Below are 21,815 nucleotides of genomic sequence, written 5' to 3' on the forward strand. Positions count from 1 at the left end.
ATGCGCCGCCCTGTGTTCCGCCTGCCCTCCTGGCTCCCCGTGGACGGTTACATCCTCGCGTTGCTCGGCACGGTCGGCCTGGCCGCCCTGCTGCCGGCCCGCGGCACCGCCGCCACCGTCGCCGACGGCGCCTCCACCGGGGCCGTCGCCCTGCTCTTCTTCCTCTACGGGGCCCGGCTCTCCACCCGGGAGGCGATGGACGGGCTGCGCCACTGGCGGCTCCATCTGACCACGCTGGCCTGCACGTTCGTGGTGTTCCCGGTGCTCGGCCTGGCCGCCGGCGGCCTGGTTCCCCACGTCCTGCCGCCCGCCCTCTACACGGGCCTGCTGTTCCTGTGCCTGGTGCCGTCGACGGTCCAGTCCTCCATCGCCTTCACCTCCATCGCCCGTGGCAACGTGGCGGCGGCGATCTGCGCCGGCTCGTTCTCCAGCATCGTCGGGATCGTCGTCACCCCGCTGCTCGCCGGGCTGGTGCTGCACGGCGACGGCGGCGGCTTCTCCGCGCACTCCCTGGTCTCGATCGTCTGCCAACTGCTGCTCCCGTTCCTCGCCGGGCAGCTGCTGCGCCGTTGGGTCGGCGGCTTCCTGGTCCGGCACAAGAAGGTCCTCGGCTACGTCGACCGCGGCTCGATCCTGCTGGTCGTCTACGCCGCGTTCAGCGCCGGCATGGTGCAGGGCATCTGGCACCAGGTCTCCCCGCTGCGGCTGCTGTGCCTGCTGGGCGTCGAGGCGCTGCTGCTGACGGCCATGCTGACGCTCACCTCGTACGGGTCGCGGAAGCTGGGCTTCAACCGGGCCGACCGGATCGCGATCACCTTCGCCGGTTCGAAGAAGAGCCTGGCCGCCGGGCTGCCGATGGCCAGCGTCCTGTTCGGCGCCCAGGCCGGGTTGGCGGTGCTGCCGCTGATGGTCTTCCACCAGATGCAGCTCATGGTGTGCGCGGTGCTCGCCAAGCGGTACGCGGCCCGAGCGGACGCCGAGGAGGAGCCGGCGGCGGGGCCCGACGGCGCCGGGCCCCAACCGTCCGATCAGCGGCCGCCGTCCACCCTGTCCAACGGGAGCCCGAGCACCAACGGGCCGGCCACCGAGGCACTGCCCCCGCGCACCCGCGAGAGCTCGGCGTCGGTCAACGCCCGCCCGTAGACCCGGACCTGGGACAGTGCGCCGGTCAACCGCGCCCGCCCGTCCGGCTGCTGGCCAAGGAACGCGCCGAACACCGAGGTGCGGCTGACCGATCCCGGCGCGTCGGTGGTGGACGCGGTCGCGGTGCCGTCCACGGTCAGTCGCAGCCGGCCGCCGCCGCGGCGCAGCGCGAGGTGGTGCCAGCGGCCGTCGTTGTAGGCGCCGGCGCCGGTGAGTTGGACCGTCGCCGGCGGTCGGGCACCGTCAACGGCCGTCAGGTGCGCGGTGATCCGGTCGTGCGCGGGGTCGCCGCTCACCGCGACCTGCGGGGAGGCGCTGCCCATCCCGCCCAGCCACAGCAGCGGCTGTGCGCCCCGGGTGGCGCGGTAGCGGAACCACAGGGAGCAGGTGAACTCCCGGCTCCCCAGGGGGAGTGAGTCGCGGTAGGGGAGGCGCACGGCGTCGTCGGTGCCGTCGAAGGACAGCGCGCGGCCGAAGGGGCCGTCGGTGAGCCGGGCGCCGCCGAGGACCGCCGCCGGCCGGGCGCCACGGGCCAGGTCGGGGGTGGTGGGGTCCGGGCCGCGGCGCGGTCCGAGCCACGCCTCGGTGAAGCGGGCGAAGCGGATCTCGTCCCGGGCGTCGGCGGCGCCGCCCTCGTAGAGCAGGCCGGTGACGGTGGGGGAGACGGCGACCAGGTCCGAGTAGCCGGACCAGTCGGCGGTGACCCGGGCGCCCCGGTCCACGCCCTCCCAGGTGCGGCCCTGGTCGTAGGAGGACCGGATGGTCATGACGCGGCGGCGGTCGGGGTCGGCGGGCGCGGCGAGCAGGGTGCGGGTGCCGCCGCCGGCGGCCGACGAGCGCGGCAGCAGCAGCGTCGACGCCTGCACCATCGGGGCGGAGAAGTCGGGCAGGGCGCGGAACGGGGCGGCGAAGGAGTCGCCGCCGTCCCGGCTCACGGCGGCGGTGCGGTTGCCCAGGTCGGTGCCGTCCTGTTCGCGGCCGTTGACGTAGATCGAGCCGTCGGTGCGCTCCAGGAGGGCCATCTCGGACGGCTTCTGACGGAAGGTGCCGTCGGGCGCGATCGGCCAGGTGTCGAGCGCGCCGATCTTCCAGGTGGTCCCGCCGTCGTCGCTGTGGACCAGGGCGGCGTGGTTGGCGGTGAGGCGATGGCCCGCGTAGCTCTCGGCGTTGACCCCGAAGACCAGCCGGCCCGCGTGCCTCCCGTGGGCGAGCTGGATGCCGTGCAACGGGCCGGTGGCGTACCAGGAGTTCCACCGCCGGGGGCGGATGCTGCGGGTCAGGTCGCGGGGCGCGGACCAGGTGGCGCCGTCGTCGTCGCTGTGCTGGAGGTGCGGGGTGCGGTCGCAGGGCACGTCACAACTGAGGCCGTCGGTACGGCCCTTGTTGTAGGTCTCGGCGAGGAGGATCCGGCCGGTGCGGCGGTCCACGAGGGGGACCGGGTTGCCGTGGGTGTCCCCGTCGCCGTGGTTGACGACCTTCAGCGGGCCCCAGGTCCGGCCGCCGTCGGTGGAGCGCTTGACGACGAGGTCGATGTCGCCGGCGTCCCCGCAGTCGTGCACCCGGCCCTCGGCGAAGGCGAGCAGGGTGCCGCGGACGGTCCGCACGATGGCGGGTATACGGAAGCAGAAGTACCCCTTCTCCTGCGCCGCCTTGAAGAGGACCCGCTGGTCGAAGCCGCCCGCGGGGGCGTCACCGGCGGCCCGGGCGGGGGCGGTCGCCAGGGCGGCGAGCGCGGTGGCGGTCAGCGCGGCGGCGGTGGCGCGGGCACGGCGCTGCCGGGGTCCGTGGCGGGGGCGGGGGTGCGCGCGGGGATCTGACGTCATGGTCCGGCCTGCCCTTCGAGGCATCGGGTCGGGTCATCAGGACATCCAACGTCCTATGTGCAGATGGGACGGAAGCTACTGCCGTGCGCCAAGAGCGACAAGGAGCCGACGTCGGTTCTCCCCGCCCGCCCCGGAATTCACTCTCCCGGGCCGGGCGCACTGCGCCGTGTGCGCCACCTCGGGCCGGCGGTGCGTCCGGCGGCCCGGCCGCACCCCGTCGGGACGCCTCACGGCCGCAGCACCACCTTCCCCAGGTTGGCCCGCGCCTCGATGATCTCGTGCGCCTTCGCGGCCTCGGCCAGCGGCAGTTCGGCGTGGACCGCGGCCGTCAACCGGCCGGCCGCGGCCAGCTCCCACAACTCGTCGTGGTGGCGCGCGTACCGCTCCCGATGGACGGTGGCGAAGCGCCGCATGGTCAGCCCCGTGATGGTCTTCGCGCCGGCCAGCAGCTCGTACGCCGGGACCGTGCCGCCACCGGAGTTGAAGAAGACCAGCCGGCCACCGGGCGCGAGCGCGGCCAGGGCCCGCGGCAGCAACTCCCCGCCGACGCCGTCCAGCACGATGTCCACCGGCTCGCCCCAGGACCCCTGGTCGTAGGTCACCACCTCGTCGGCCCCCAACCCGTACAGGAACCCCGCCTTGGCCTCCGAGCTCACCGCGGCCACCACGCGCGCGGCGCCCCGGAGCTTGGCCAGTTGGACGGCGAGGTGCCCGGTGCCGCTGGCCGCGCCGGTGATCAGCACGGACTCGCCGTCGGACGGCGCGGCGGTGCTCAGCGCGGCCAGCGCCACGTGCCCGCCGCGCACCAGCGCCACCGCCTGCACCGCGCTCGCGCCGTCGGGGAGGTGACTGGCCAGGGAGGCCGGGGCGAGGGCGAGTTCGCCGTACGAGCCGGTGAGGGTGAGCGAGGTGACCCGGTCGCCGACGGCGAACCCGGGGACGTCCGGCCCCAGGGCGACGACCTCGCCGGCGATCTCGCCGCCCAGCACGCCGGGCAGGGGGTCGCCACCGCCCTTGCCGTCGCCGCGCACCCGGCGCACCGACGGCAGGGTGACGCCGATCGCCTCGGTGCGGACGAGGAGTTCGCCGGGACCCGGCACCGGGTCCTCGGCCTCCTCCAGCCGCAGGACCTCGGGACCGCCGTAGGCGTGGAATCGGACGCGGCGCATCGGCCGTCACCTCCGGGAGGGGTGGGCCGCGCGACCGCGACCCATTTCATTGGGTGTCCCAACGATAAGCGGAAACCGTTGGGCCTGCCAATGGTTTTTCGTGGGGCATCCCTACGTTGGTGCCACCCACGGACACCTGGGTACGGTGATCCCATGTCCGACCACACCCCCGCCCCGTACGCCCCGAGCCGGATCCGGGCCCTGCCCAGTTGGCTGTTGGGGCGCGCCGCCGCCCGCGGTCACCGGCTCGTCGCCGACGCGCTCGCCGCCGAGGGCATGCGGATGATGCACCACGCCGTGCTCTCGGCCGTCGCCGAACTCGGCCCGCTCTCCCAGGCGGAGCTCGGCCGGCGGGTCGGCATCGACCCCAAGGACATCGTCGCGGTCGTCAACGACCTCCAGCAGGACGGGCTGGTCACCCGCACCCCCGACCCGAAGGACCGCCGCAAGAACGCCATCGAGATCTCGGCGGCGGGGGAGCGGCGACTGGACCGCACCCAGCGCCTCGGCGACCAGGCCAACGCCGAGCTGACCGCCGCGCTCAGCGACGAGGAGCGCGCCCAACTCGTCGCGCTGCTGGGCCGGATCGTCGCCCCGGGGGAGTGAGCCGGCCTACCTGGCGCCCTCAGCCGCCGGCGTTCGCCCCGTCCAGCGCCAACCGGTGCTCGCCCGCGTAGACGTTCATCGACGCCCCGCGCAGGAAGCCGACCAGCGTCAACCCCGCCTCGGCGGCCAGGTCCACGGCCAACGAGGACGGCGCGGAGACCGCGGCCAGGACCGGGATGCCGGCCATCACGGCCTTCTGCGCCAGCTCGAACGAGGCCCGTCCGGACACCATCAGCACACTGGACGACAGCGGCAGCCGGTCGTCCCGGAGCGCCCGCCCGACGACCTTGTCCACCGCGTTGTGGCGCCCCACGTCCTCCCGGACGTCGAGCAGTTCGCCGTCGGCCGTGAACAGCGCCGCCGCGTGCAGCCCGCCGGTCCGCTCGAAGACCCGCTGGGTGGACCGCAGTCGGTCGGGGAGGGCCGCCAGGGTCTCCGGGGTGATCCGCAGCACGGGGTCCGGATCGGCGGTCAGCGACCAGCGGGCGGTGGTGCGTACCGCGTCCAGGCTCGCCTTGCCGCACAGCCCGCACGACGACGTCGTGTAGACGTTCCGCTCCAGGGTGATGTCGGGGACCGGAACCCCGTCCGCCAGCCGCACGTCGACGACGTTGTACGTGTTGCGCCCGTCCTCGGTGGCCCCCGCGCAGTACACGATGTTCGCGACCTCGTCCGCGGCGCCCAGTACCCCCTCGCTGACCAGGAAGCCCGCGGCCAGCGCGAAGTCGTCGCCGGGAGTGCGCATGGTGATGGCCAACGGCCGGCCGTTCAGCCGGATCTCCAGCGGCTCCTCGGCGACCAGGGTGTCCGGCCGGCTGCTCACCGCGCCGCCACGGATCCGGATGACGCGGCGTCGCTCGGTGACCCGTCCCATGTCTGATCAGCCCCGGTCCTGTCTGCGGTGATGGGCGTGCTCACCGGTGTCCGTCGTGGTGGTGGGCGCGTTCGCCGATGGTCGATGCCCGATGTCCATTGTCCGGTACGGGTGTTCACCCGGCGCGGCCGTCGGCGACGGCCACCCGACCCGGATGAGCCAGATCGTCGCGGCGGCCTGTGGGGCACCGGTCGCGCTCGGTAGACTGTAGACGATAGCCAATAACGGAGGGGGCCCCGATGCTGTCCCGAGGTTTGCCGCAGGGCACCGTGCCCAAGCTGGAACGCCCCGGCCCACTGCGCGAGCGCGTCTACGAGGCACTGCTCGAACTGATCACCACCCGTGCGCTGCCGCCCGGCCAGCACCTGGTCGAGAGCGAGTTGGCGGGCCATCTCGGCGTCTCCCGCCAGCCGGTGCGCGAGGCCCTCCAGCGGCTCAACACCGACGGTTGGGTCGATCTGCGGCCCGCCCAGGGCGCGTTCGTCCACGAGCCCACCGAGGAGGAGGCGGACCAACTGCTCACGGTCCGCACGCTCCTGGAGGCGGAGGCCGCCCGGCTCGCCGCCGTCCACGCCGCCCCGGCCGGCATCGCCGAGCTGGAACGGCTCTGCGACGAGGGCGAGCGCGCGGTCCACGACGACGACGTGGAGACCGCGGTGGCGCTCAACGCCGAGTTCCACGCCAAGGTGACCGCGCTCGCCGGCAACGCCGTCCTCGCGGAACTGGCCGGGCAGGTCGGGCGCCGGGTGCGCTGGTACTACACCCCGGTCGCCCGCCGACGCGGCAAGCGGTCCTGGGCCGAACACCGCGAGCTGATCGCGGCGATCGCCGACGGCGACGAGGCGCGCGCCACCGCCGTGATGCGCGCGCACACCGAGCACACCCGGCGGATGTACCACGAACGCGACGACGAGGACGCCTGACCAGGGCGGAGACCGGGGTGGCCGATCCCTGCCGCCGCGCCGTCCCGCCTCCCGTCCGAGGGGCGAGACCAGGGGCGAGGAGCGGGCCGCCGGCGGGTAGGGTGCAGGCGATCGCGCATCAGCCGATCACGGACGAACCACCTGAACCCGACCAGAACGGCGAGACGCACATGAGCGAAGGGACAGCGGCGGCGGCCAGCGAAGCGGCCTCCGTCGCCGACGAGGCGGCCCGCGAGCGGCTGCTCTACCTGCGCGGCAGCATCGACAACCTCGACGCCGCGCTGGTGCACCTGCTCGCCGAGCGCTTCAAGTGCACCCAGCAGGTCGGCGAGCTCAAGGCCAGGCACAGCCTGCCGCCCGCCGACCCGGCCCGCGAGGCCGCCCAGATCGCCCGCCTCCGCCGCCTGGCCGAAGAGGCCCGCCTGGACCCGGCCTTCGCCGAGAAGTTCCTCAACTTCATCATCGGAGAGGTCGTCCGCCACCACCGCGCCATCGCGGACCGGGCAGTGATCGGCGACGGAGGGGAACCGGCCGCGGGGGCCGGGCCGGCCGTCGGCTGACCGCGCCCCTTACCGCGAACGCCGCCCGCCCCGGGGTCGAGGAATCCCTCAACTCCCGGGGCGGGAAAGGTGGTTCAGATCATCTCCCGGCTGATCGGACGGGGGTTGGGAGCCGCGTCGCGGAGCCGGGGCCGGCCCGGTTGGTGCAGCAGCAGGGTGAAGGCCGCCGCGACCAGGGAGATGCCGCCGGCCAGCAGGTACGCGCCGTTGTAACCCCAGGCACTGACCACCATCGAGCCCAGTCCGCCGCCGAACAGGCCGCTGATGAGCTTGCCGCTGTAGACCAGGCCGTAGTTGCTGGCGTTGTAGTTCTCCCCGAAGTAGTCGGGGGTGAGGGCGGCGAAGAGCGGATAGAAGGCGCCGCCGCCGAAGCCGGAGAGAAAGGCGAAGAACAGGAACAGCCACTGGCTGTGCAGGTCCCCGGCCCACAACACCCCGAACTGGGCCAGTCCCAACACGACGATCACCAGCACCAGGGTCGTCTTCCGGCCCCACAGGTCCGACAGCCAACCGACCGCCGTCCGCCCGACGCCGTTGACGACGGACATGATCCCCATCGACGACGCCGCGACCAGCGGGCCGAAGCCCACTTCCTTGGCGAAGTCGACCTGGAACGAGATCCCGAATATCGAGACGCCGGCGGTCAGCACCACGCTCATCCACATCAGCGGCAACACCCCGCTGCGGATCGCCTCCTTGGGCGTGAACTGCCGTACCGCGGGCGGGTTCTTGACCAGTCCCGCCGCCGGTTTCCGCGCGCCGCCGACGGCGAGCGGCGGCTCGACGTCCGCGGGCCACCAGTTCTTCGGCGGGTCCTTGAAGAACCAGGCACAACCCGCCACCACGATCAGCACGTAGACCCCGATGAGGTCCAACACCTCGTCGAAGTCACGGGTGTTGAAGGCGTAGTTGAAGACGAAGATGAACGGCAGGGCGCCGTAGGCGAATCCACCGTTGACGAACCCGGTCTTCGCGCCGCGCCGCTCCGGGAACCACTTGCCGACCATGTTGATGCAGGTGGCGTAGACGAGCCCGGAGCCGATGCCGCCGACGACCCCGAAACCGCAGAGCGCCGCCGGCACGTTGTCCAGGTGCCCCAGGGCGACGAAGCCCAACAGGCTCAGCACCGCCCCGATGAACATCGCCCGGCGCGCGGTCAGGATGCCGCGTTCCCGTAACCAACCGGCCGGGAACGCGATCCCCGCCTGGAAGAACACCCAGACGCTCAGGATCCAGAAGGTGTCGCTCTGCGTCCAACCGTGGGCGTGCGACAGCGTGCCCTCGGCCGACCCGTACGCGTACTCGGAGACGCTGATCGCTATCATCGACACCCACGGCAGATACACCATCAACTTCCGTGAGTGGCCGCCGAGTAGCTCCCGATCGGTCTCTCCGATGCGGTAGATCCGCCCCTTGCCGTCGGTGATCTCGCGGTAGCCGGTTGCCGCGGTGTCCGTCGTCGTGCCCGGCGTTGTGCCTGCGGCGGTTCGTGGTGTCTGTTCGGTTCCCTCGGTTCCCGTTTCCGTTGCCTCCGTCCTTCCCCTGCCGTCATCCCGCCCGTTCCTGCGACTGCGATCCATGCCGTTCACCTCGGAATCGAAAAAATCCGGTCAGCGCGCCCTCTGTCCCTTTTCGCTTCGGGTGTCAGGAACGGCGTCAGGGACCGAGCAGCCCCGCGGCCCGCGCCCAGCGGTACTTGGCACCGAGCACCGCCACCGGCTTCTCGGTGGTGTACGGGTAGGCGACCACCCCGTTGTCGAAGAGCCGGGCGGCCGCCGCCTCGACCTCGGTGTCCCCGGCCAGCGACGCCACCACCGGTTTCTCGACGCCGCGCGCCCGGAACTCCCCGACGACCCGCGCCGTCAGCTCCGCGAAGACCGCGGGCGGGGTGACGATGGTGTGCCAGTAACCCAACACCAGCGCGTGGATCCGGGGATCGGACAGCCCCAACCGCAGGGCCGCCTCGTAGGTGGCCGGGGGCTCGCCGCCGGTGATGTCGACGGGGTTGCCGGCCGAGCCGAACGGCGGGATCAGCCTGCGGAACGCCGCGTCGAGATCGGCCGGAATGTCCATCAGCCGCAGGCCGTTGTCCACCAGCGCGTCCGACAGCAGCACCCCGGAGCCGCCGGCACCGGTGATCACCACCACGTTGTCGCCCTTCGGGACGGGCAGGACGGGCAGCGCCCGGGCGTACTCCAACAGGTCGGCGAGGCCCGGCGCCCGGATCACCCCGGCCTGCCGCAGGATGTCGTCGTAGACCGCGTCGTCGCCGGCCAGCGCACCGGTGTGGGAGCCGGCGGCCCGCGCCCCGGCCCCGGTCCGGCCCGCCTTCAACACCACCACCGGCTTCTTCGGCACCGTCTCCCGGGCCGCCTCGACGAACGCCCGGCCGTCCTTGAGGTCTTCGAGGTGCATCGCGATGCAGTCGGTGTGCGGATCCTCGCCGAAGTAGGTGAGCAGGTCGTCCTCGTCGACGTCCGCCTTGTTGCCGAGCCCGACGATCGCCGAGACGCCGGTCCGGGTCGTCCGGGCGAAACCCAGGATCGCCATCCCGATGCCGCCGGACTGCGAGGTGAGCGCCACCCCGCCCTTGACGTCGTACGGGGTGCAGAAGGTGGCGCACAGGTCCTGCCAGGTGGAGTAGTAGCCGTAGATGTTCGGCCCGAGCAGGCGGATGCCCCACTCCGCGCCGATCGCCACGATCCTTTCCTGGAGGGCGAGTTCACCGCTCTCGGCGAAGCCGGACGGGATCAGCACGGCGTTCGGGACACCCTTGCGGCCGACCTCCTCCAACGCGGCCGGCACCAGCGGCGCGGGGATGGCGAACACCGCGACGTCCACCTCGCCGGGCACGTCCCGCACCGACCGGTACGCCTTGCGGCCCAGGATGTCGTCCGCCGTGGGGTGCACCGGATGGATCTCGCCGGAGAACCCGCCGTCGAGCAGGTTGCGCAGCACCGAGTGGCCGATCTTCCCCGGGGTGTTGGAGGCCCCGATGACCGCCACCGAACGGGGCCGCATCAGCCGCCGCATCGCGGCCAGGATCTCCGCCCGGCCGTGGCGCGGACGGGCCGGCGGCGCCCCCTCGCTCAGCAGGATCCGGACGTCGGCGGCGCACACCCCGTCCGCCGACGCGAACACCGGATTGAGGTCGACCTCCGCGATCTCCGGGAAATCCGCGGCGAGTTGAGAGGTGTGGACGATCAGGTCGACCAGCGCCGCGCGGTCCGCTGCGGGCCCGCCGCGCACCCCGCGCAGCACCTCGGCGGCCCGGATGCCGTCCAGCATCGACGCGGCGTCCTCGGCCGTCGCCGGCGCGAGCCGGAAGGTGACGTCCTTGAGCACCTCGACCAGCACGCCGCCCAGCCCGAACGCCACGACCTTCCCGAACGTCGGATCGCTGACCGCCCCGACGATCACCTCCTGCCCCGCCGGCACCATCTGCTGCACCAGCACACCGTCGATCCGCGCGCCCGGCGCGTGGGCCCGGGCGTTGGCCACAACCTCGGTGAACGCGCCGCGCACCTCGGCCGCCGAGGCGAGGCCGGTCCGCACCCCGCCCGCCTCGGTCTTGTGCGGAATGTCCGGCGAAACGATCTTGAGTACTACCGGGAACCCGATCCGAGCGGCGAGCGACACCGCCTCCTCGGCGTCCTCCGCCACCCCCTCCGCCGGCACCGGAATCCCGTACGCGTCGGCGATCACCTTCACCTCGGGAGCCGTGAGCACCGTCCGTCCCTCACCCCGGGCAGCCGCCAACACCCCACCGACGGCAGCCCGCTGACCCTCACTCATCCGCATCAGATCACTCCCTCCGCCTTCAGCCGTGCCAACTCCGCGTCATCCAGGCCCAGTTCGTCGCCGTACACCTCGGCGTTGTGCTCGCCCAGCAGCGGCGAGCGGTGCACGTCGACGGGGGAGTCGGACAGCTTCAGCGGTGAGCCGACGGTGGTGAAGGCGCCGCGCTGCGGGTGCTCGACCCGCACCACCATCCCGTTCTCGGCCAGCGAGGCGTCCTCGATGATCTCCTTGGTCGACAGGATCGGCCCGCAGGGGATGTCATGGGCGGTGAGCTGCGCCAACACCTCCCACTTGGGCAGCGTGCTGCTCCACTCCTCGATCAGTTGGAACATCTTCGACAGCTTGGGCAGCCGCGCCTCCGGCGTCGCCCAGTCCGGGTCCCCGGCCAGCTCCGGCCGTCCGATCAGCTCGGTGATCGGCCGCCAGCCGACCGGCTGCACGATCACATAGACGTAGTCGTTGGGCCCGCCCGGCGCGCACCTCACCGCCCATCCCGGCTGGCCGCCGCCGCTGGCGTTGCCGCTGCGCGGCACCTCGTCGCCGAAGTCCTCGTTCGGGTACTCCGTCAACGGGCCGTGCGCCAGGCGCTGTTGGTCCCGCAGCTTGACCCGGCACAGGTTGAGCACCGCGTGCTGCATGGCGACGTTGACCCGTTGGCCGCGGCCGGTGCGGGTGCGCTGGAAGAGCGCGGCCACGATCCCCGCGACGCAGTGCACCCCGGTGCCGGAGTCGCCGATCTGCGCCCCGGTCGCCAGCGGCGGCCCCTGCTCGAAGCCGGTCGTCGCCATCGACCCGCCCATCGCCTGGGCCACCACCTCGTACGCCTTGTAGCCGGTGTACGGGCCCTCGCCGAACCCCTTGATGCTGGCGTAGACGATCCGCGGGTTGATCTCCGAGATGCGCTCCCAGGAGAACCCCATCCGATCGACCGCGCCCGGCCCGAAGTTCTCCACCAGCACATCGCTGCGCCGGATCAGCTCGGTCAGCAGCTCCTTGCCGCGCTCGGTCTTGGTGTTCAGGGTGATGCTGCGCTTGTTGCAGTTGAGCATCGTGAAGTAGAGCGAGTCGGCGTCCGGGACGTCCCGCAGCTGACGCCGCGTGATGTCTCCGGTCACCGCCTCCAGCTTGACCACATCGGCCCCGAGCCACGCCAGCAACTGCGTTGCGGACGGCCCGGATTGAACATGCGTCATATCGAGGACGCGGATGCCGTCGAGTGCCTTGGACATGACCGACTCCCTCCTACTTGTACATCGTCTGGTTCATCGTTCCTGGGGCGTACGCGTCCGGATCGATCCACACGTTGATCAGCGAGGGCTTGCCCGACTCCCGGGCCCGCCGCAGCGCCGGCGCGATGTCCTCCGGGTCCCGGACCTCCTCGCCGTAGCCGCCCAGCATCCGCGCGAACTCGTCGTAGCGGACGTCCCCGAGCGTGTTGCCGACCCGCTCCCGCTCCGCGCCGTACTTCGCCCGCTGCCCGTAACGGATCTGGTTCATCGACGAGTTGTTGCCGATGACGCCGACGAACGGCAGGTCGTAGCGGACCAGCGTCTCGAAGTCCCAGCCCGTCAGGCTGAACGCGCCGTCCCCGAAGAGCGCGACCACCTCCTTCTCCGGCCGGGCCTGCTTGGCGGCCAGGACGAAGGGGATACCGACGCCGAGCGTCCCGAGCGGCCCCGGATCCATCCAGTGCCCAGGCGACTTGGGCTGCACGACCTGTCCGGAGAAGGTGACGACGTCCCCGCCGTCCCCGACGTAGATCGAATCCTCCGTCAGGAACTCATTGATCTCGCTCACCAACCGGTAGGGGTGGATGGGACAGGCATCCGACCGCAACTGCGGCAACCGCTTCGCCAGGGCTGCCTGTTCGGCGGCGCGCAGCTCGTCCAACCACTCCTTGCGCTTGGCGGCACCCCCGTTGATCCGTCCGGACGCCGCCTCGGTGACCGCCTTCAGCACCAGGCCCGCGTCCCCCACGATCCCCAGATCGACGTCCCGGTTCCGCCCCACCGTCCGGTAGTCCAGATCGATCTGCACCACCGTGGCGTCCGGCGACAACCGCTTGCCGTAGCCCATCCGGAAGTCGAACGGCGTCCCGACGATCACGATGACGTCCGCGTTGGCGAACGCGTACCGCCGCGACAGTTGGAAGTGGTGCGGATCGCCGGGCGGCAGCGTCCCCCGCCCGGCCCCGTTCATGTACGCCGGGACGTCCAGCGCCCGGACGAGCTCCACCGCGGCGTCGGTCCCGCGCGTCGTCCACACCTGGCTGCCCAGCAGGATCGCCGGCTTCTCCGCGTGCACCAGGAGATCGGCCAGCCGCTGCACGTCCTCGGGGTCGCCGAGCGAACGGGTCGAGGCCCGGTAGTGCCCGGCCCGCGGCACCCGCGCCGCCTCGGCCGGCACCTCGGCGTCCAGTACATCGCGCGGGATCTCCAGGAACGACGGCCCGGGCGCACCGTGGAAGCACTCCCGGAACGCCATCGAGACCATGTCCGCGGCCCGCGCGGTGTCCGGCACGGTGGCCGCGAACTTGGTGATCGGCGTCATCATCTCGACGTGCGGCAGGTCCTGCAGCGACCCCATCTTGTGCTGCGTACGCGCCCCTTGGCCGCCGATCAGCAACATCGGCGACTCGGCCCGAAAGGCGTTGGCGACCCCGGTCACCGCATCCGTGGTCCCGGGCCCCGCGGTGACCACCGCACACCCCGGCCGCCCGGTGAGCCGCGCGTACCCGTCCGCCGCATGCGCCGCCACCTGCTCGTGCCGGACGTCCACCACCTCGATGCCCTCGTCGACACACCCGTCGTAGATGTCGATGATGTGCCCCCCGCAGAGCGTGTAGATCACCTCCACCCCCTCCGCCTTGAGCGCCTTGGCCACCAGGTGCCCCCCGGAAATCCCGGTACGGCTGCCTCCCCGCTCGCCGCCCTGCTGGTCCTTGCCCCGAGTGATCTGCCTGTCCTGAGCCATCTGCGTCGCTTCCTTCCGGGCGCGGTTGCCGCGCGCATCCACAGCCGCCGAACCGAGTCACTGAGCCCCCGAGAGCCGCCGACCGAAGCGCCTCGACGCCGCCACAGGGGCCACCCTTCCCGTCGACTGAAGACTGTATACAATCGCCAGTCGACAAATACTGTATGGACCCGTTATCCCTCACCACCCCCTGGTTGTCCAGGGGGCAACGCCACGATCAAGCCATCTGGCCGGCTGACGTCGAACGCCGTCGCTCATAAACGCGCCTTATGCCCGACGGGGATACGCAGGTGAAAGGCACTCCGAAACCTTGGTATTGTTATCCATGTCGCCGCGGGGAACGCCCCGCGAAGACCACCTAAGTCCGGGTGGCGGAATGGCAGACGCGCTAGCTTGAGGTGCTAGTGCCCTTTATCGGGCGTGGGGGTTCAAGTCCCCCCTCGGACACTCAAATAAGTACACGTCGGCGGGTTGTGATCCAGTGATCACGACCCGCTGTTGTGCGTGATGCGCCAGCCCGAGCCCGAAGCCGGCGGCATGGAGTGGGGCCTTGCGTCCGGGGGCGCGGGTTGTGTGTGGTCGGTCATGGTGTCGAACTTCTTGGTCACGAGCTGGATTCTGATCTTCGCGGAGCTTCTCCTCTCCCGACGAGCCGTTCGACGGCAACGCGGAAGGCCCCCCAACTCGTCTGACGAAACCCCTCCGACGGCATCACTTCCCCTGGTTCGGGCGGTATGACATCGACCGCAGCCGCTGAACCTGAGAACTTCCAGGATGGCGCGGCGGATGAGCTGACGCCGCTCCCTTGCCAAGTCACAGATCCCAACACCCCAGCCTTGAACCGGGAATCAGCGCCATCCCTCTCATCGGCCCACCGCAAGACACGAAGCGTCACACGACCAGCAGCACAGCGACGACGAATCCGGAGGGAGTGGATATCAAGGGCGACCGCGAGGCCGCGCCGCAGCCGATGCCGACCCCACCCTCATCGCGCAAGGGCGAGCGGCTCGCGCCAGGAGCCCTCCGGTGGATGGCGATCAGCCACCAGTCCCACACCGGTGAGGCGTTCATCGTCACCTGCATCAGCCGGACCATCGAGAAGCCCTCAGGTGCCACCTCCAAGGCCCTCGCAACACGGGGTATCGCCTGACCCTTTGATGTCAACGGCAGTTGCCCACTCTTGGCCATCAGGCAGTGCCGCACCGCCGGCCCCCTGGCTCAAGGCCGCACTGGCCGTCGCAATTCGTGGACGTTGACCGATGCGGACAAGCTGATGCTCGCTTCCGGGGCGTACACCTGAGCGGGAGTTGCTGCGTGACAATGGCCGTATGGCTTCCTCTGAGACTCCGTCCGCACCCGAGGTGGTGTGCCGGCTGCTGTCGCTTGCCGAGGTGGAGGCGCTGGCCCGGCGCGTGCACGCGGGGCAAACCGACAAGGCCGGCCGCCCGTACGCCGAGCATCTGGCCGCGGTTGCGGCCGGCGTACGGGAGCGCGGCGGCAGCGAGGAGCAGGTTGCGGCGGCCTGGCTGCACGATGCCGTGGAGGACGACGCGCTGAGCGAGGCGTGGCTGATGGAGGCGCCGCTCAGCGAGGCAACCAAGGCGATGGTGCTGGCCGTCACCAAGCGCGCCGGCGAGCCGGTCGAGGAGTACACCGCGCGGATCCTGGCCACACCCGGTGCACTTCTGATCAAGGAATCTGATCTCGCGCACAATGCCGATCCGGTACGGCTGGCCATCCTGGACGCACCGACCCAGGAGCGGCTCATCGCCAAGTACGCCCGTGTTCGGGCTCTATTGGGGCTCGACAGCTGTGCCTCACATCTCGACCACGCCAACTCCCAAGCCTGAGCCAGCCCTCGGGCGGCACGCTCTCCTTGGAGTTGTCCAGCCCGCCGGTTATCGGGGTGTGGGAGGTGCCGCCTTCGCCGCCCGGCGTGTGATCGGCTTTGCCGCCGGTAGGAACGGTGCCCGCGATATCGCTGGCGTGGGTCGGGTTAGTTATGTCCGAGCCGACGTGCCTGGCATCGTCGCCCCGTCCGCCGACGCTGGCGAGGACCGGCTCCTTCTGGCGGACCGGGGCCTCAACGCGCGGCTTGTTTGCGCCCACGGCGGATTGGGACGACGTGCTCTTGGGAGCGTCGTCGGCGTGCTGGAGGAGGCTGCCGTCCTTGCCGTAGAGGGTTTCGACCTTGGGGCCCGTGTGGGACAGCGACTTCACCTTGGATTCGAGGAGGTCTTCCCCTACCTCCCTTCCCCAGGCGCTGCTGGCCTCCCTGCGGGTGTGGGGGCGGATGTACGGGCCGGTGGCGCTGGAGGTTTTCGGCCAGTTCGGTCCGGAGGCCAATCCGCAGGTGCTGTTCCAGGCCGAGATGAACTCCGCCCTGGACATGCTCGGTCTGCAGCCTCCGGCTCCGAGGCCCTAGCGTTGACGGCAGTGCCGGGTGGCTGAGCCCGGCTCGGATTCCGGGTTCGTGCCAACTTCCTTCGCCGGGGCGCTGGATGGAGCGATCCGGCGTACGGCACCGGCTCCTTCCTCGCGTGCCGCAGGCCGCCGCGCGCCGTCCACGAACCCGGCAGGGTCCTCCCGCCCCCGTGCTTGCGGCCTTACTCGGCGGGGGCTGCCGCGCGGACGCCGCCCTGCCGAGAGCCGAGCCGGCCGCGTTCGGCTTGATCGCCTCCGCCCCGGCCGCCTGCCGCCTCGTCGACGCCTTCGCCGCCTCGGGTGCGAAGGGGGCGGGCGCCGTCCGTCGGGCAGGCGTTGGCGGTGGCGGAGCGCATGATCAAGCCAGTTCGAGGCGCGAGGGCGATCCCGAGGACGTGGGTCATGCCCACGACTGGGTGCGGGTGACTGTCAGTTGGAGCCTGGCGACGTGAAGTTCGGTCCGCTTTCCTCCCGTTATGGGCAACGGGCGGTATGTGAGGGGGAGTTGGATGTGGGGCACCCTCTCTCGGCCGGCCGTGCTGCCCTCGGCCCGTTGCCGAGTATCCGTCGGTGAGGGGGAGTTGAGGGCTGGCGGCCGGCCGGGTGGTGTGGGCGAAGCGCGCGGGCGGGAAAATAGTTCGGGACTTGAGGAACCGTTTGCCCGGCTGAGAGTGTCTGATGGGTTGACAGGTTGCTGAGCGGGGGGCGTCTTTCGCGTGGGTGTGGTACTGCCGGGCTGGGCGGACGAGGTGCTCGACCTCATCGGTGTGTCGTGGCCCAACGTTGACGAGGACGACTACCGCGAGATGGCGAACGCCATGCGGGAGTTCGCCGATGACATCGAGGACGGCGCCAACCAGGCGCACACCGCGATCCAGGGGTTGGTGGGCTCGGCGGGCGGGTCGATCGCCGTGGAGGCGTTGAACTCCCACTGGGGGAAGATCAACGACAAACACCTCAAGGGCCTTGCGGAGTGCGGGCGTTTGGCGGGCACCGCCATGGACGGTGTGGCCACCCTCATCGAGGGGGCCAAGATCGCGGCCCTGGTCCAGTTGGGCATCCTCGCGGCGGAGGTGATCGCGGCACAGGCCGCGGCCCCGTTCACGTTCGGGCTCTCCGAGGCCGGTGCGATCGCGGCGACCCAGGCGACCCGGGCGATCGTCAAGCGGTTGATCAAGGAGGTCTGCGAGCAGATCGCCCAGCAGGTCGTCAGCATGGCCCTCACGCCGGTGGAGGAGGCGCTCGGGGCGATGGTCGGGGACCTGGTGGTGCAGCTCGGCGCCAACGCCCTCGGCGGTCAGAAGGGCGTCGACCTGGGGCGCACCGCCGAGGCGGGCAAGGACGCGGCGAAGTCCGCCGCCAGTGGGCAGATGGAACTGCTCAGCACCGGCGGCGGCCACGGCGGGGGGAGCCGTGGCGGGTCTTCCGGACACGGCGGTTCGTCGAGGAGCGGTGGATCCTCTGGGCACGGCGGGTCCTCCGGCGGCAGCGGCGGGTTCACGCACGATCCGGAGGCGCACAGCCGGGTCGCCACGAGCCTGGAGAGCGCCGGCGGTTCCTTCCGCGACAACGCCGGCGGCAAGATCCGTCGCGCCAAGAGCCACCAGGGGCGTACCCGCGGCAAGGACATCATCGCCAACACCGCCAACCCCATGCTCGACAAGGTCATCAGCGGGATCGAGGACGGCACCAAAAAGGTCGCCAAACACCTCAGCGAAGACATGTCCGGCGGCGTCAAGCAGATGGACAAGAACCATCAGGACAACGACAAGGGGCTGTCCGGCCGCTTCAAGGGACTCAATCTGGACGGGGAGAAGGGCAGCGGCTCCCTCAAGCGCAAGGGCGGTCCTTCGTCCGAGGGTTCCGACACCGAGGAGAAGAAGCCGAAGCGGCGGAAGAAGCCCAGCAAGTTCCCACTGCCGGCCACTGCCAAGCGCAATCCCAAACAGGACGCCACGAAAGTCGATCCGCGCACGCACGACCTGGCGGTCAAGGTCAATGAGCGGCGGAAGAAGGAGGGCGACAAGAGCGGGAAGAACTACGCGGCATTCGAGTTCGAGGACGAGCACGGCAACAAGCGGGTGGAGGTCGACCGCAGCAAGGACGGGATGCACTCGGAGCGCGTCATCGGCGTCCCCTTGCTGGAGCGGCAGCAGCGGCTCGACGAGGAGCGGAAGCACGCCATCGCGGAGGGGCGTGACCCCGGGCCCGACCGCAAGATCAAAGTCACCCGCATGTATTCGGAACGCGATTACTGCAACCAGAAGGCCCCCAACTGCAACGACTGGACCCGGCATTACTTCCCGGATGCCGAGCGCAGCTACGCTTTCGAATACGACAACACGAAGCCTTCGAGGAAACAGGGGAATCGAGACATGCAGGACCACCTACGGTGGGTCTTCGGGGAACCGCCCATCAAGCGGCGAAGTTGACGTGCGGCGAACTTGAAATGCGGTAGCGGAGGAACGGCTTAATGGGCATGCAAGATGCGTGGGGGCGGACCGGGGCGCCGGTGCGTCGTTGGCACCCGAGGCTCCTGGCGGAGCTCGGGCTGCCGGGACCCGTCGGCGAGCTGCTGGCGACGGTGGGGGTCCCGGAGGAGGTCGGCCCCTACTTCCGGGCCGCCGACGAGCCGGACCTGCTCACGCGGTACACGCAGGAGGTCCAGCTTCCCCGGCCCGTCGGCGACGCCACCGCGTTCTGGCGGCTCGGTGACGACAGCGGGTCGCACATCTGCTGCGCGCCGTCCGGTGCCGTCTTCTCGGCCTCCGGCGGGGCCCTGTTCCCGACGCGCCTGGTCAACAGCTCCGCCCAGGCATGGCTGACCGCCCTGGCCGAACTCGGCGGGCTGCTCGGGCGGCTGTCGTCCGACCCCATCGGTCCGGGCGCGGTGGCCGCGATCACGGCCTTCCGGGACCGCCTCGCCGCCCTCGACCCCGAGGCGATGTCCGACGAGGACAACTGGTGGCCGCTGGTGACCGACGACCTCCGCCTCACCGCGTCGGTCGACGCCTCGGGAATCTTCGAGTTCCGCACCGACGCCGGCGCGACGCGCACGGTCTCCGGCTACTCCCTTCCCGGGCAGGGGCACGTCTCGCGCCGCCTGGGCACGGAACTGCTGGAGCGGGGCATCGAAGCGGACCGCGTCACCCGGATCCACGCGGATCTCGAACCCTGCGAACTGCCCGGCTGCTACTGCGCCGAGTGGCTGGCCGCCACCTTCCCCGAGGCCGAGGTCAGCTACAGCTTCGACTACGGCCCCGACGCCGACGGCCGCGCCGCGGGCATCCGCGAACTCGCCGCCTTCATCGAGGAGTCGGAGGAGTCAGGGGAGTCGGAGGGGTCAGGGGAGTGAGCGGTACCGATTTCTCGTCGGAGGAGTCCGGCCCCGGGCGCCCGGCGTCGACGGGCGAGCGCAGCGCCGGTCCGGACTTCCCGTGTGGGCGGCAGGCCGTTGCGGATGCCTTCCAGGAGTTCCTCGCGGTGTCGTCGGACGGCGGGGGCACCTTCTATGTGACGGGGGCGCCGGGCAGCGGCCGCAGCACCGTGCTCACCTGGCTCTTCCTCCTCAGCCAGGCGGAGCGGGACGACGCCGACGACGGGGCGGGTGGCAGCCCGGCGGGTTCGGTCTTCCACGCGGCGCTCGGCGCGCGCGGCCGGGGCGCCGACGACCTGGCGACGGCCCTCGGGCAGCAACTCGGCTACGAGACGGCCACGGCCGGGGAGTTGCTGTCGGTGCTCGGCGCCGACGCGCGTCCGGTCTGCGTGATCGTCGGCGAGCTGGACGAGGCCGGTCCGGTGCCGGACGACCGGCACGCGGTGCGCGTCATCGAGACGTTGCTGGCGCCGATGGCGAAGCTGCCCAACGTGCGGCTGGTCACCGAGGGGGCGTCGGAGTGGGCCCGCCTCTTCGAGGACTGCACGGTCGTGGACTTGGACGAGCCGCGCTGGACCGACCGGGCCGCCTTCGACCGCTATGTGGCGACGCTGTGCGACTTCGCCGCGAGCGGGGAGGACGACGATGAGCGGGAGGGCCAACCGCCGCTGCTCGCCGACCCGATCTCCCGGGCCGCGTTCCCCAACTTCCTGTTCGCCCAACTCCTCGTCCTGGACCGGGTGTTCGTGGCGCCGGTGGAGCAGATCCAGGGGCAGGCCAAGGACCAGCCCCCGTCCGTGGGTGAACTCCCGGACAGCGTTCACGCCACCGTCGCGCGGCACCTGCACGCGCTCTCCGCCGAGGTCCCGCTCGTGGCGGACGCCCTCTACGCGCTGGCGCTCGCCGGGCCCAACGGGCTCGACCGTCGACTGTGGCGCCTGACGACGGCCGCGGTGGCGGGGCGCCAGGTCGGCTCGCGGGACTTCGACGCGGCCCTCGGTCAGTCCCAAGTGCTGCTCGACCAGGGCGGGTTCGCGACGGCCGAGGGCGGGGACGAGGAGAGCCGGTATCGGCTGCGGCATCCCGCCGTCGGCGCCGCGCTCCTCGGCCTGCGCGACCCGGAGGCGGAACGGCAGGGCCGCACGGCCATCGTCCACTCCCTCGCGGGGTGGGTGCCCGTCGCTCCGGAGACCGAAGGGGCCTCGCACCCCCTCTGGTCGGAGACCCCTCCCGCGCTGCTGTCGACGCTGATCCGGCAGTCCGCTGCCGTTCCCGGAGCGCTCGGGCCCCTGCTCGACTACCCCGACGTGGTGTTGCACGCGGATCTCGACGAGCTCCGCACCGCGGTCGACGCCACCGCGGACGACGCCGCCGTCGCCCTGCGCCCGGTGTTGGACCTGCTGCATCCGCCGTCGTCCCACCAGGCGGCCCGGCTCCAAGTAGCCGCGTTCCAGCACGGGTTGAGCCGCCTGGCGGCGGCTGTCGAGTCCGGCCACGACCGGTTGCCGTTCCGCGCACTCCGGCTCGTTTCGCAACAGCGGGAGGCGCAGCCCGCGGAGAGCGCCGGTGAGGCCGGGGAGGCCGGGGCAACTGAGGCGACCGGGGCGAAGGAACCCGTCGCCTCCCCGCAGCCCGTCGTCCTCACCGAGACAGGCACGTTGGAGGCCGGCCGGACAGACGGCGCGGCGCCGCTCCGGTGGACGCTGCACGGGACGCCGCTCACCGCCAGCCAGTCCACCGTCCTCGACGGCGTCCCCGTGGTCCTGTTGGCGGACCGGGAGGGCCTGTTGCAGGTCCGGAGCCAGGCCGACGGCCGGTTCCTGCGTCCCACCGTCCGTGCCGACGAGGTGGCGGAGCACGTGTGCCTCGTCGCCGCGACGCCGGACCCGTTGAGCGCCTGCGCGGCGGGCGACCGGCTGTGGTTGGCGCGGCTGCACGACGGATCGACCGTGGCGGAACTCCGGTTCGGCTCCGACATCACGGCACTCGCGCCCGCCGGCCCGGGCCAACTCGACGTCGGCTTCGGCGGTTCCCGCATCCGTCTGGCGTTCGCGCCCGACCGACTGCGCACGGGCGCGGGGGCCGCACCGTCCGATCACACGTCCGACCACTAGGCTGCGCAGACCACGACAGTCAGTCGGCT

The 21,815-nt window shown here is 71.5% G+C and carries 16 protein-coding genes and 1 tRNA gene; 10 read left to right on the forward strand and 7 right to left on the reverse strand.

The annotated features are described in order from the left end of the window. Positions 1-1,143 carry a bile acid:sodium symporter family protein gene (locus tag ACIQU6_RS12195; protein WP_403481531.1) on the forward strand — a complete coding sequence of 381 codons (1,143 nt, stop codon included), beginning with the start codon at positions 1-3 and terminating at the stop codon, positions 1,141-1,143. Here ACIQU6_RS12195 and ACIQU6_RS12200 read toward each other — a convergent pair. Both ACIQU6_RS12200 and ACIQU6_RS12205 read right to left on the reverse strand, forming a co-directional pair. Beyond that, entirely contained in the window at positions 1,029-2,966 is a 1,938-nt protein-coding gene (locus ACIQU6_RS12200) for an exo-alpha-sialidase (protein WP_403481532.1), read from the reverse strand. The two genes, ACIQU6_RS12195 and ACIQU6_RS12200, sit on opposite strands and share 115 nt — an antisense overlap. A 227-nt stretch (positions 2,967-3,193) precedes the next feature. Further along, on the reverse strand, positions 3,194-4,135 hold the full coding sequence (locus tag ACIQU6_RS12205) for a zinc-binding alcohol dehydrogenase family protein (RefSeq protein ID WP_403481533.1): 942 nt from the start codon (positions 4,133-4,135) through the stop codon (positions 3,194-3,196). 153 nt (positions 4,136-4,288) lie between these two features. On the opposite strand from ACIQU6_RS12205, the gene ACIQU6_RS12210 reads away from it, so the two are divergent. Continuing rightward, the gene (locus ACIQU6_RS12210; RefSeq protein ID WP_403481534.1) at positions 4,289-4,741 is read left to right on the forward strand and encodes a MarR family winged helix-turn-helix transcriptional regulator; all 453 of its coding nucleotides are present in this window, start codon (positions 4,289-4,291) and stop codon (positions 4,739-4,741) included. Between the two features lie 19 nt (positions 4,742-4,760). On the opposite strand, the gene fdhD is transcribed toward ACIQU6_RS12210, so the two are convergent. Then, the gene (fdhD, locus tag ACIQU6_RS12215) at positions 4,761-5,615 is read right to left on the reverse strand and encodes a formate dehydrogenase accessory sulfurtransferase FdhD (protein ID WP_403481535.1); all 855 of its coding nucleotides are present in this window, start codon (positions 5,613-5,615) and stop codon (positions 4,761-4,763) included. A gap of 239 nt (positions 5,616-5,854) precedes the next feature. On the opposite strand from fdhD, the gene ACIQU6_RS12220 reads away from it, so the two are divergent. After that, the gene (locus tag ACIQU6_RS12220) at positions 5,855-6,538 is read left to right on the forward strand and encodes a GntR family transcriptional regulator (RefSeq protein ID WP_403481536.1); all 684 of its coding nucleotides are present in this window, start codon (positions 5,855-5,857) and stop codon (positions 6,536-6,538) included. Positions 6,539-6,708: 170 nt separating this feature from the next. Next, complete coding sequence (locus ACIQU6_RS12225; RefSeq protein ID WP_403481537.1) at positions 6,709-7,098, forward strand: chorismate mutase; 390 nt, start codon at positions 6,709-6,711, stop codon at positions 7,096-7,098. Positions 7,099-7,172: 74 nt separating this feature from the next. On the opposite strand, the gene ACIQU6_RS12230 is transcribed toward ACIQU6_RS12225, so the two are convergent. The 4 genes from ACIQU6_RS12230 to ACIQU6_RS12245 form a co-directional block, all read right to left on the reverse strand. Then, positions 7,173-8,678, reverse strand: coding sequence for an OFA family MFS transporter (locus tag ACIQU6_RS12230; RefSeq protein ID WP_403481538.1), 1,506 nt, complete (start codon positions 8,676-8,678; stop codon positions 7,173-7,175). Positions 8,679-8,754: 76 nt separating this feature from the next. Continuing rightward, a complete protein-coding gene (locus ACIQU6_RS12235; RefSeq protein ID WP_403481539.1) occupies positions 8,755-10,893 on the reverse strand; it encodes an acetate--CoA ligase family protein in 2,139 nt (712 codons plus the stop codon). 5 nt (positions 10,894-10,898) lie between these two features. Beyond that, positions 10,899-12,128, reverse strand: coding sequence for a formyl-CoA transferase (frc, locus tag ACIQU6_RS12240; protein WP_403481540.1), 1,230 nt, complete (start codon positions 12,126-12,128; stop codon positions 10,899-10,901). 13 nt (positions 12,129-12,141) lie between these two features. After that, entirely contained in the window at positions 12,142-13,872 is a 1,731-nt protein-coding gene (locus ACIQU6_RS12245) for a thiamine pyrophosphate-binding protein (protein ID WP_403481541.1), read from the reverse strand. A 362-nt stretch (positions 13,873-14,234) separates the two neighbouring features. Here ACIQU6_RS12245 and ACIQU6_RS12250 point away from each other — a divergent pair. The 6 genes from ACIQU6_RS12250 (at position 14,235) to ACIQU6_RS12275 (ending at position 21,786) form a co-directional block, all read left to right on the forward strand. Further along, a tRNA-Leu gene (locus tag ACIQU6_RS12250) sits at positions 14,235-14,319 on the forward strand. An 881-nt stretch (positions 14,320-15,200) separates the two neighbouring features. Beyond that, positions 15,201-15,722, forward strand: coding sequence for an HD domain-containing protein (locus ACIQU6_RS12255; RefSeq protein WP_403481542.1), 522 nt, complete (start codon positions 15,201-15,203; stop codon positions 15,720-15,722). A gap of 350 nt (positions 15,723-16,072) precedes the next feature. Continuing rightward, positions 16,073-16,297, forward strand: coding sequence for a TetR-like C-terminal domain-containing protein (locus ACIQU6_RS12260; protein WP_403481543.1), 225 nt, complete (start codon positions 16,073-16,075; stop codon positions 16,295-16,297). A 715-nt stretch (positions 16,298-17,012) separates the two neighbouring features. Then, positions 17,013-18,728 carry a nucleic acid/nucleotide deaminase domain-containing protein gene (locus ACIQU6_RS12265; protein ID WP_403481544.1) on the forward strand — a complete coding sequence of 572 codons (1,716 nt, stop codon included), beginning with the start codon at positions 17,013-17,015 and terminating at the stop codon, positions 18,726-18,728. 41 nt (positions 18,729-18,769) lie between these two features. Beyond that, on the forward strand, positions 18,770-19,651 hold the full coding sequence (locus ACIQU6_RS12270) for an SUKH-4 family immunity protein (protein ID WP_403481545.1): 882 nt from the start codon (positions 18,770-18,772) through the stop codon (positions 19,649-19,651). Next, a complete protein-coding gene (locus ACIQU6_RS12275) occupies positions 19,648-21,786 on the forward strand; it encodes a hypothetical protein (RefSeq protein ID WP_403481546.1) in 2,139 nt (712 codons plus the stop codon). Before ACIQU6_RS12270 ends, ACIQU6_RS12275 begins: the two co-directional genes overlap by 4 nt. The last annotated feature ends 29 nt before the right edge of the window (positions 21,787-21,815 follow it).

This window comes from Streptomyces sp. NPDC090442 (genome assembly GCF_044769405.1).
GTDB lineage: Bacteria > Actinomycetota > Actinomycetes > Streptomycetales > Streptomycetaceae > Streptomyces.

Bases quoted from the DNA above. Each gene is read 5' to 3' on its own strand.
- ACIQU6_RS12195 (WP_403481531.1), top strand. From the start codon at position 1: ATGCGCCGCCCTGTGTTCCGCCTGCCCTCCTGGCTCCCCGTGGACGGT.
- ACIQU6_RS12200 (WP_403481532.1), bottom strand. From the start codon at position 2,966: ATGACGTCAGATCCCCGCGCGCACCCCCGCCCCCGCCACGGACCCCGG.
- ACIQU6_RS12205 (WP_403481533.1), bottom strand. From the start codon at position 4,135: ATGCGCCGCGTCCGATTCCACGCCTACGGCGGTCCCGAGGTCCTGCGG.
- ACIQU6_RS12210 (WP_403481534.1), top strand. From the start codon at position 4,289: ATGTCCGACCACACCCCCGCCCCGTACGCCCCGAGCCGGATCCGGGCC.
- fdhD (WP_403481535.1), bottom strand. From the start codon at position 5,615: ATGGGACGGGTCACCGAGCGACGCCGCGTCATCCGGATCCGTGGCGGC.
- ACIQU6_RS12220 (WP_403481536.1), top strand. From the start codon at position 5,855: ATGCTGTCCCGAGGTTTGCCGCAGGGCACCGTGCCCAAGCTGGAACGC.
- ACIQU6_RS12225 (WP_403481537.1), top strand. From the start codon at position 6,709: ATGAGCGAAGGGACAGCGGCGGCGGCCAGCGAAGCGGCCTCCGTCGCC.
- ACIQU6_RS12230 (WP_403481538.1), bottom strand. From the start codon at position 8,678: ATGGATCGCAGTCGCAGGAACGGGCGGGATGACGGCAGGGGAAGGACG.
- ACIQU6_RS12235 (WP_403481539.1), bottom strand. From the start codon at position 10,893: ATGAGTGAGGGTCAGCGGGCTGCCGTCGGTGGGGTGTTGGCGGCTGCC.
- frc (WP_403481540.1), bottom strand. From the start codon at position 12,128: ATGTCCAAGGCACTCGACGGCATCCGCGTCCTCGATATGACGCATGTT.
- ACIQU6_RS12245 (WP_403481541.1), bottom strand. From the start codon at position 13,872: ATGGCTCAGGACAGGCAGATCACTCGGGGCAAGGACCAGCAGGGCGGC.
- ACIQU6_RS12255 (WP_403481542.1), top strand. From the start codon at position 15,201: ATGGCTTCCTCTGAGACTCCGTCCGCACCCGAGGTGGTGTGCCGGCTG.
- ACIQU6_RS12270 (WP_403481545.1), top strand. From the start codon at position 18,770: ATGGGCATGCAAGATGCGTGGGGGCGGACCGGGGCGCCGGTGCGTCGT.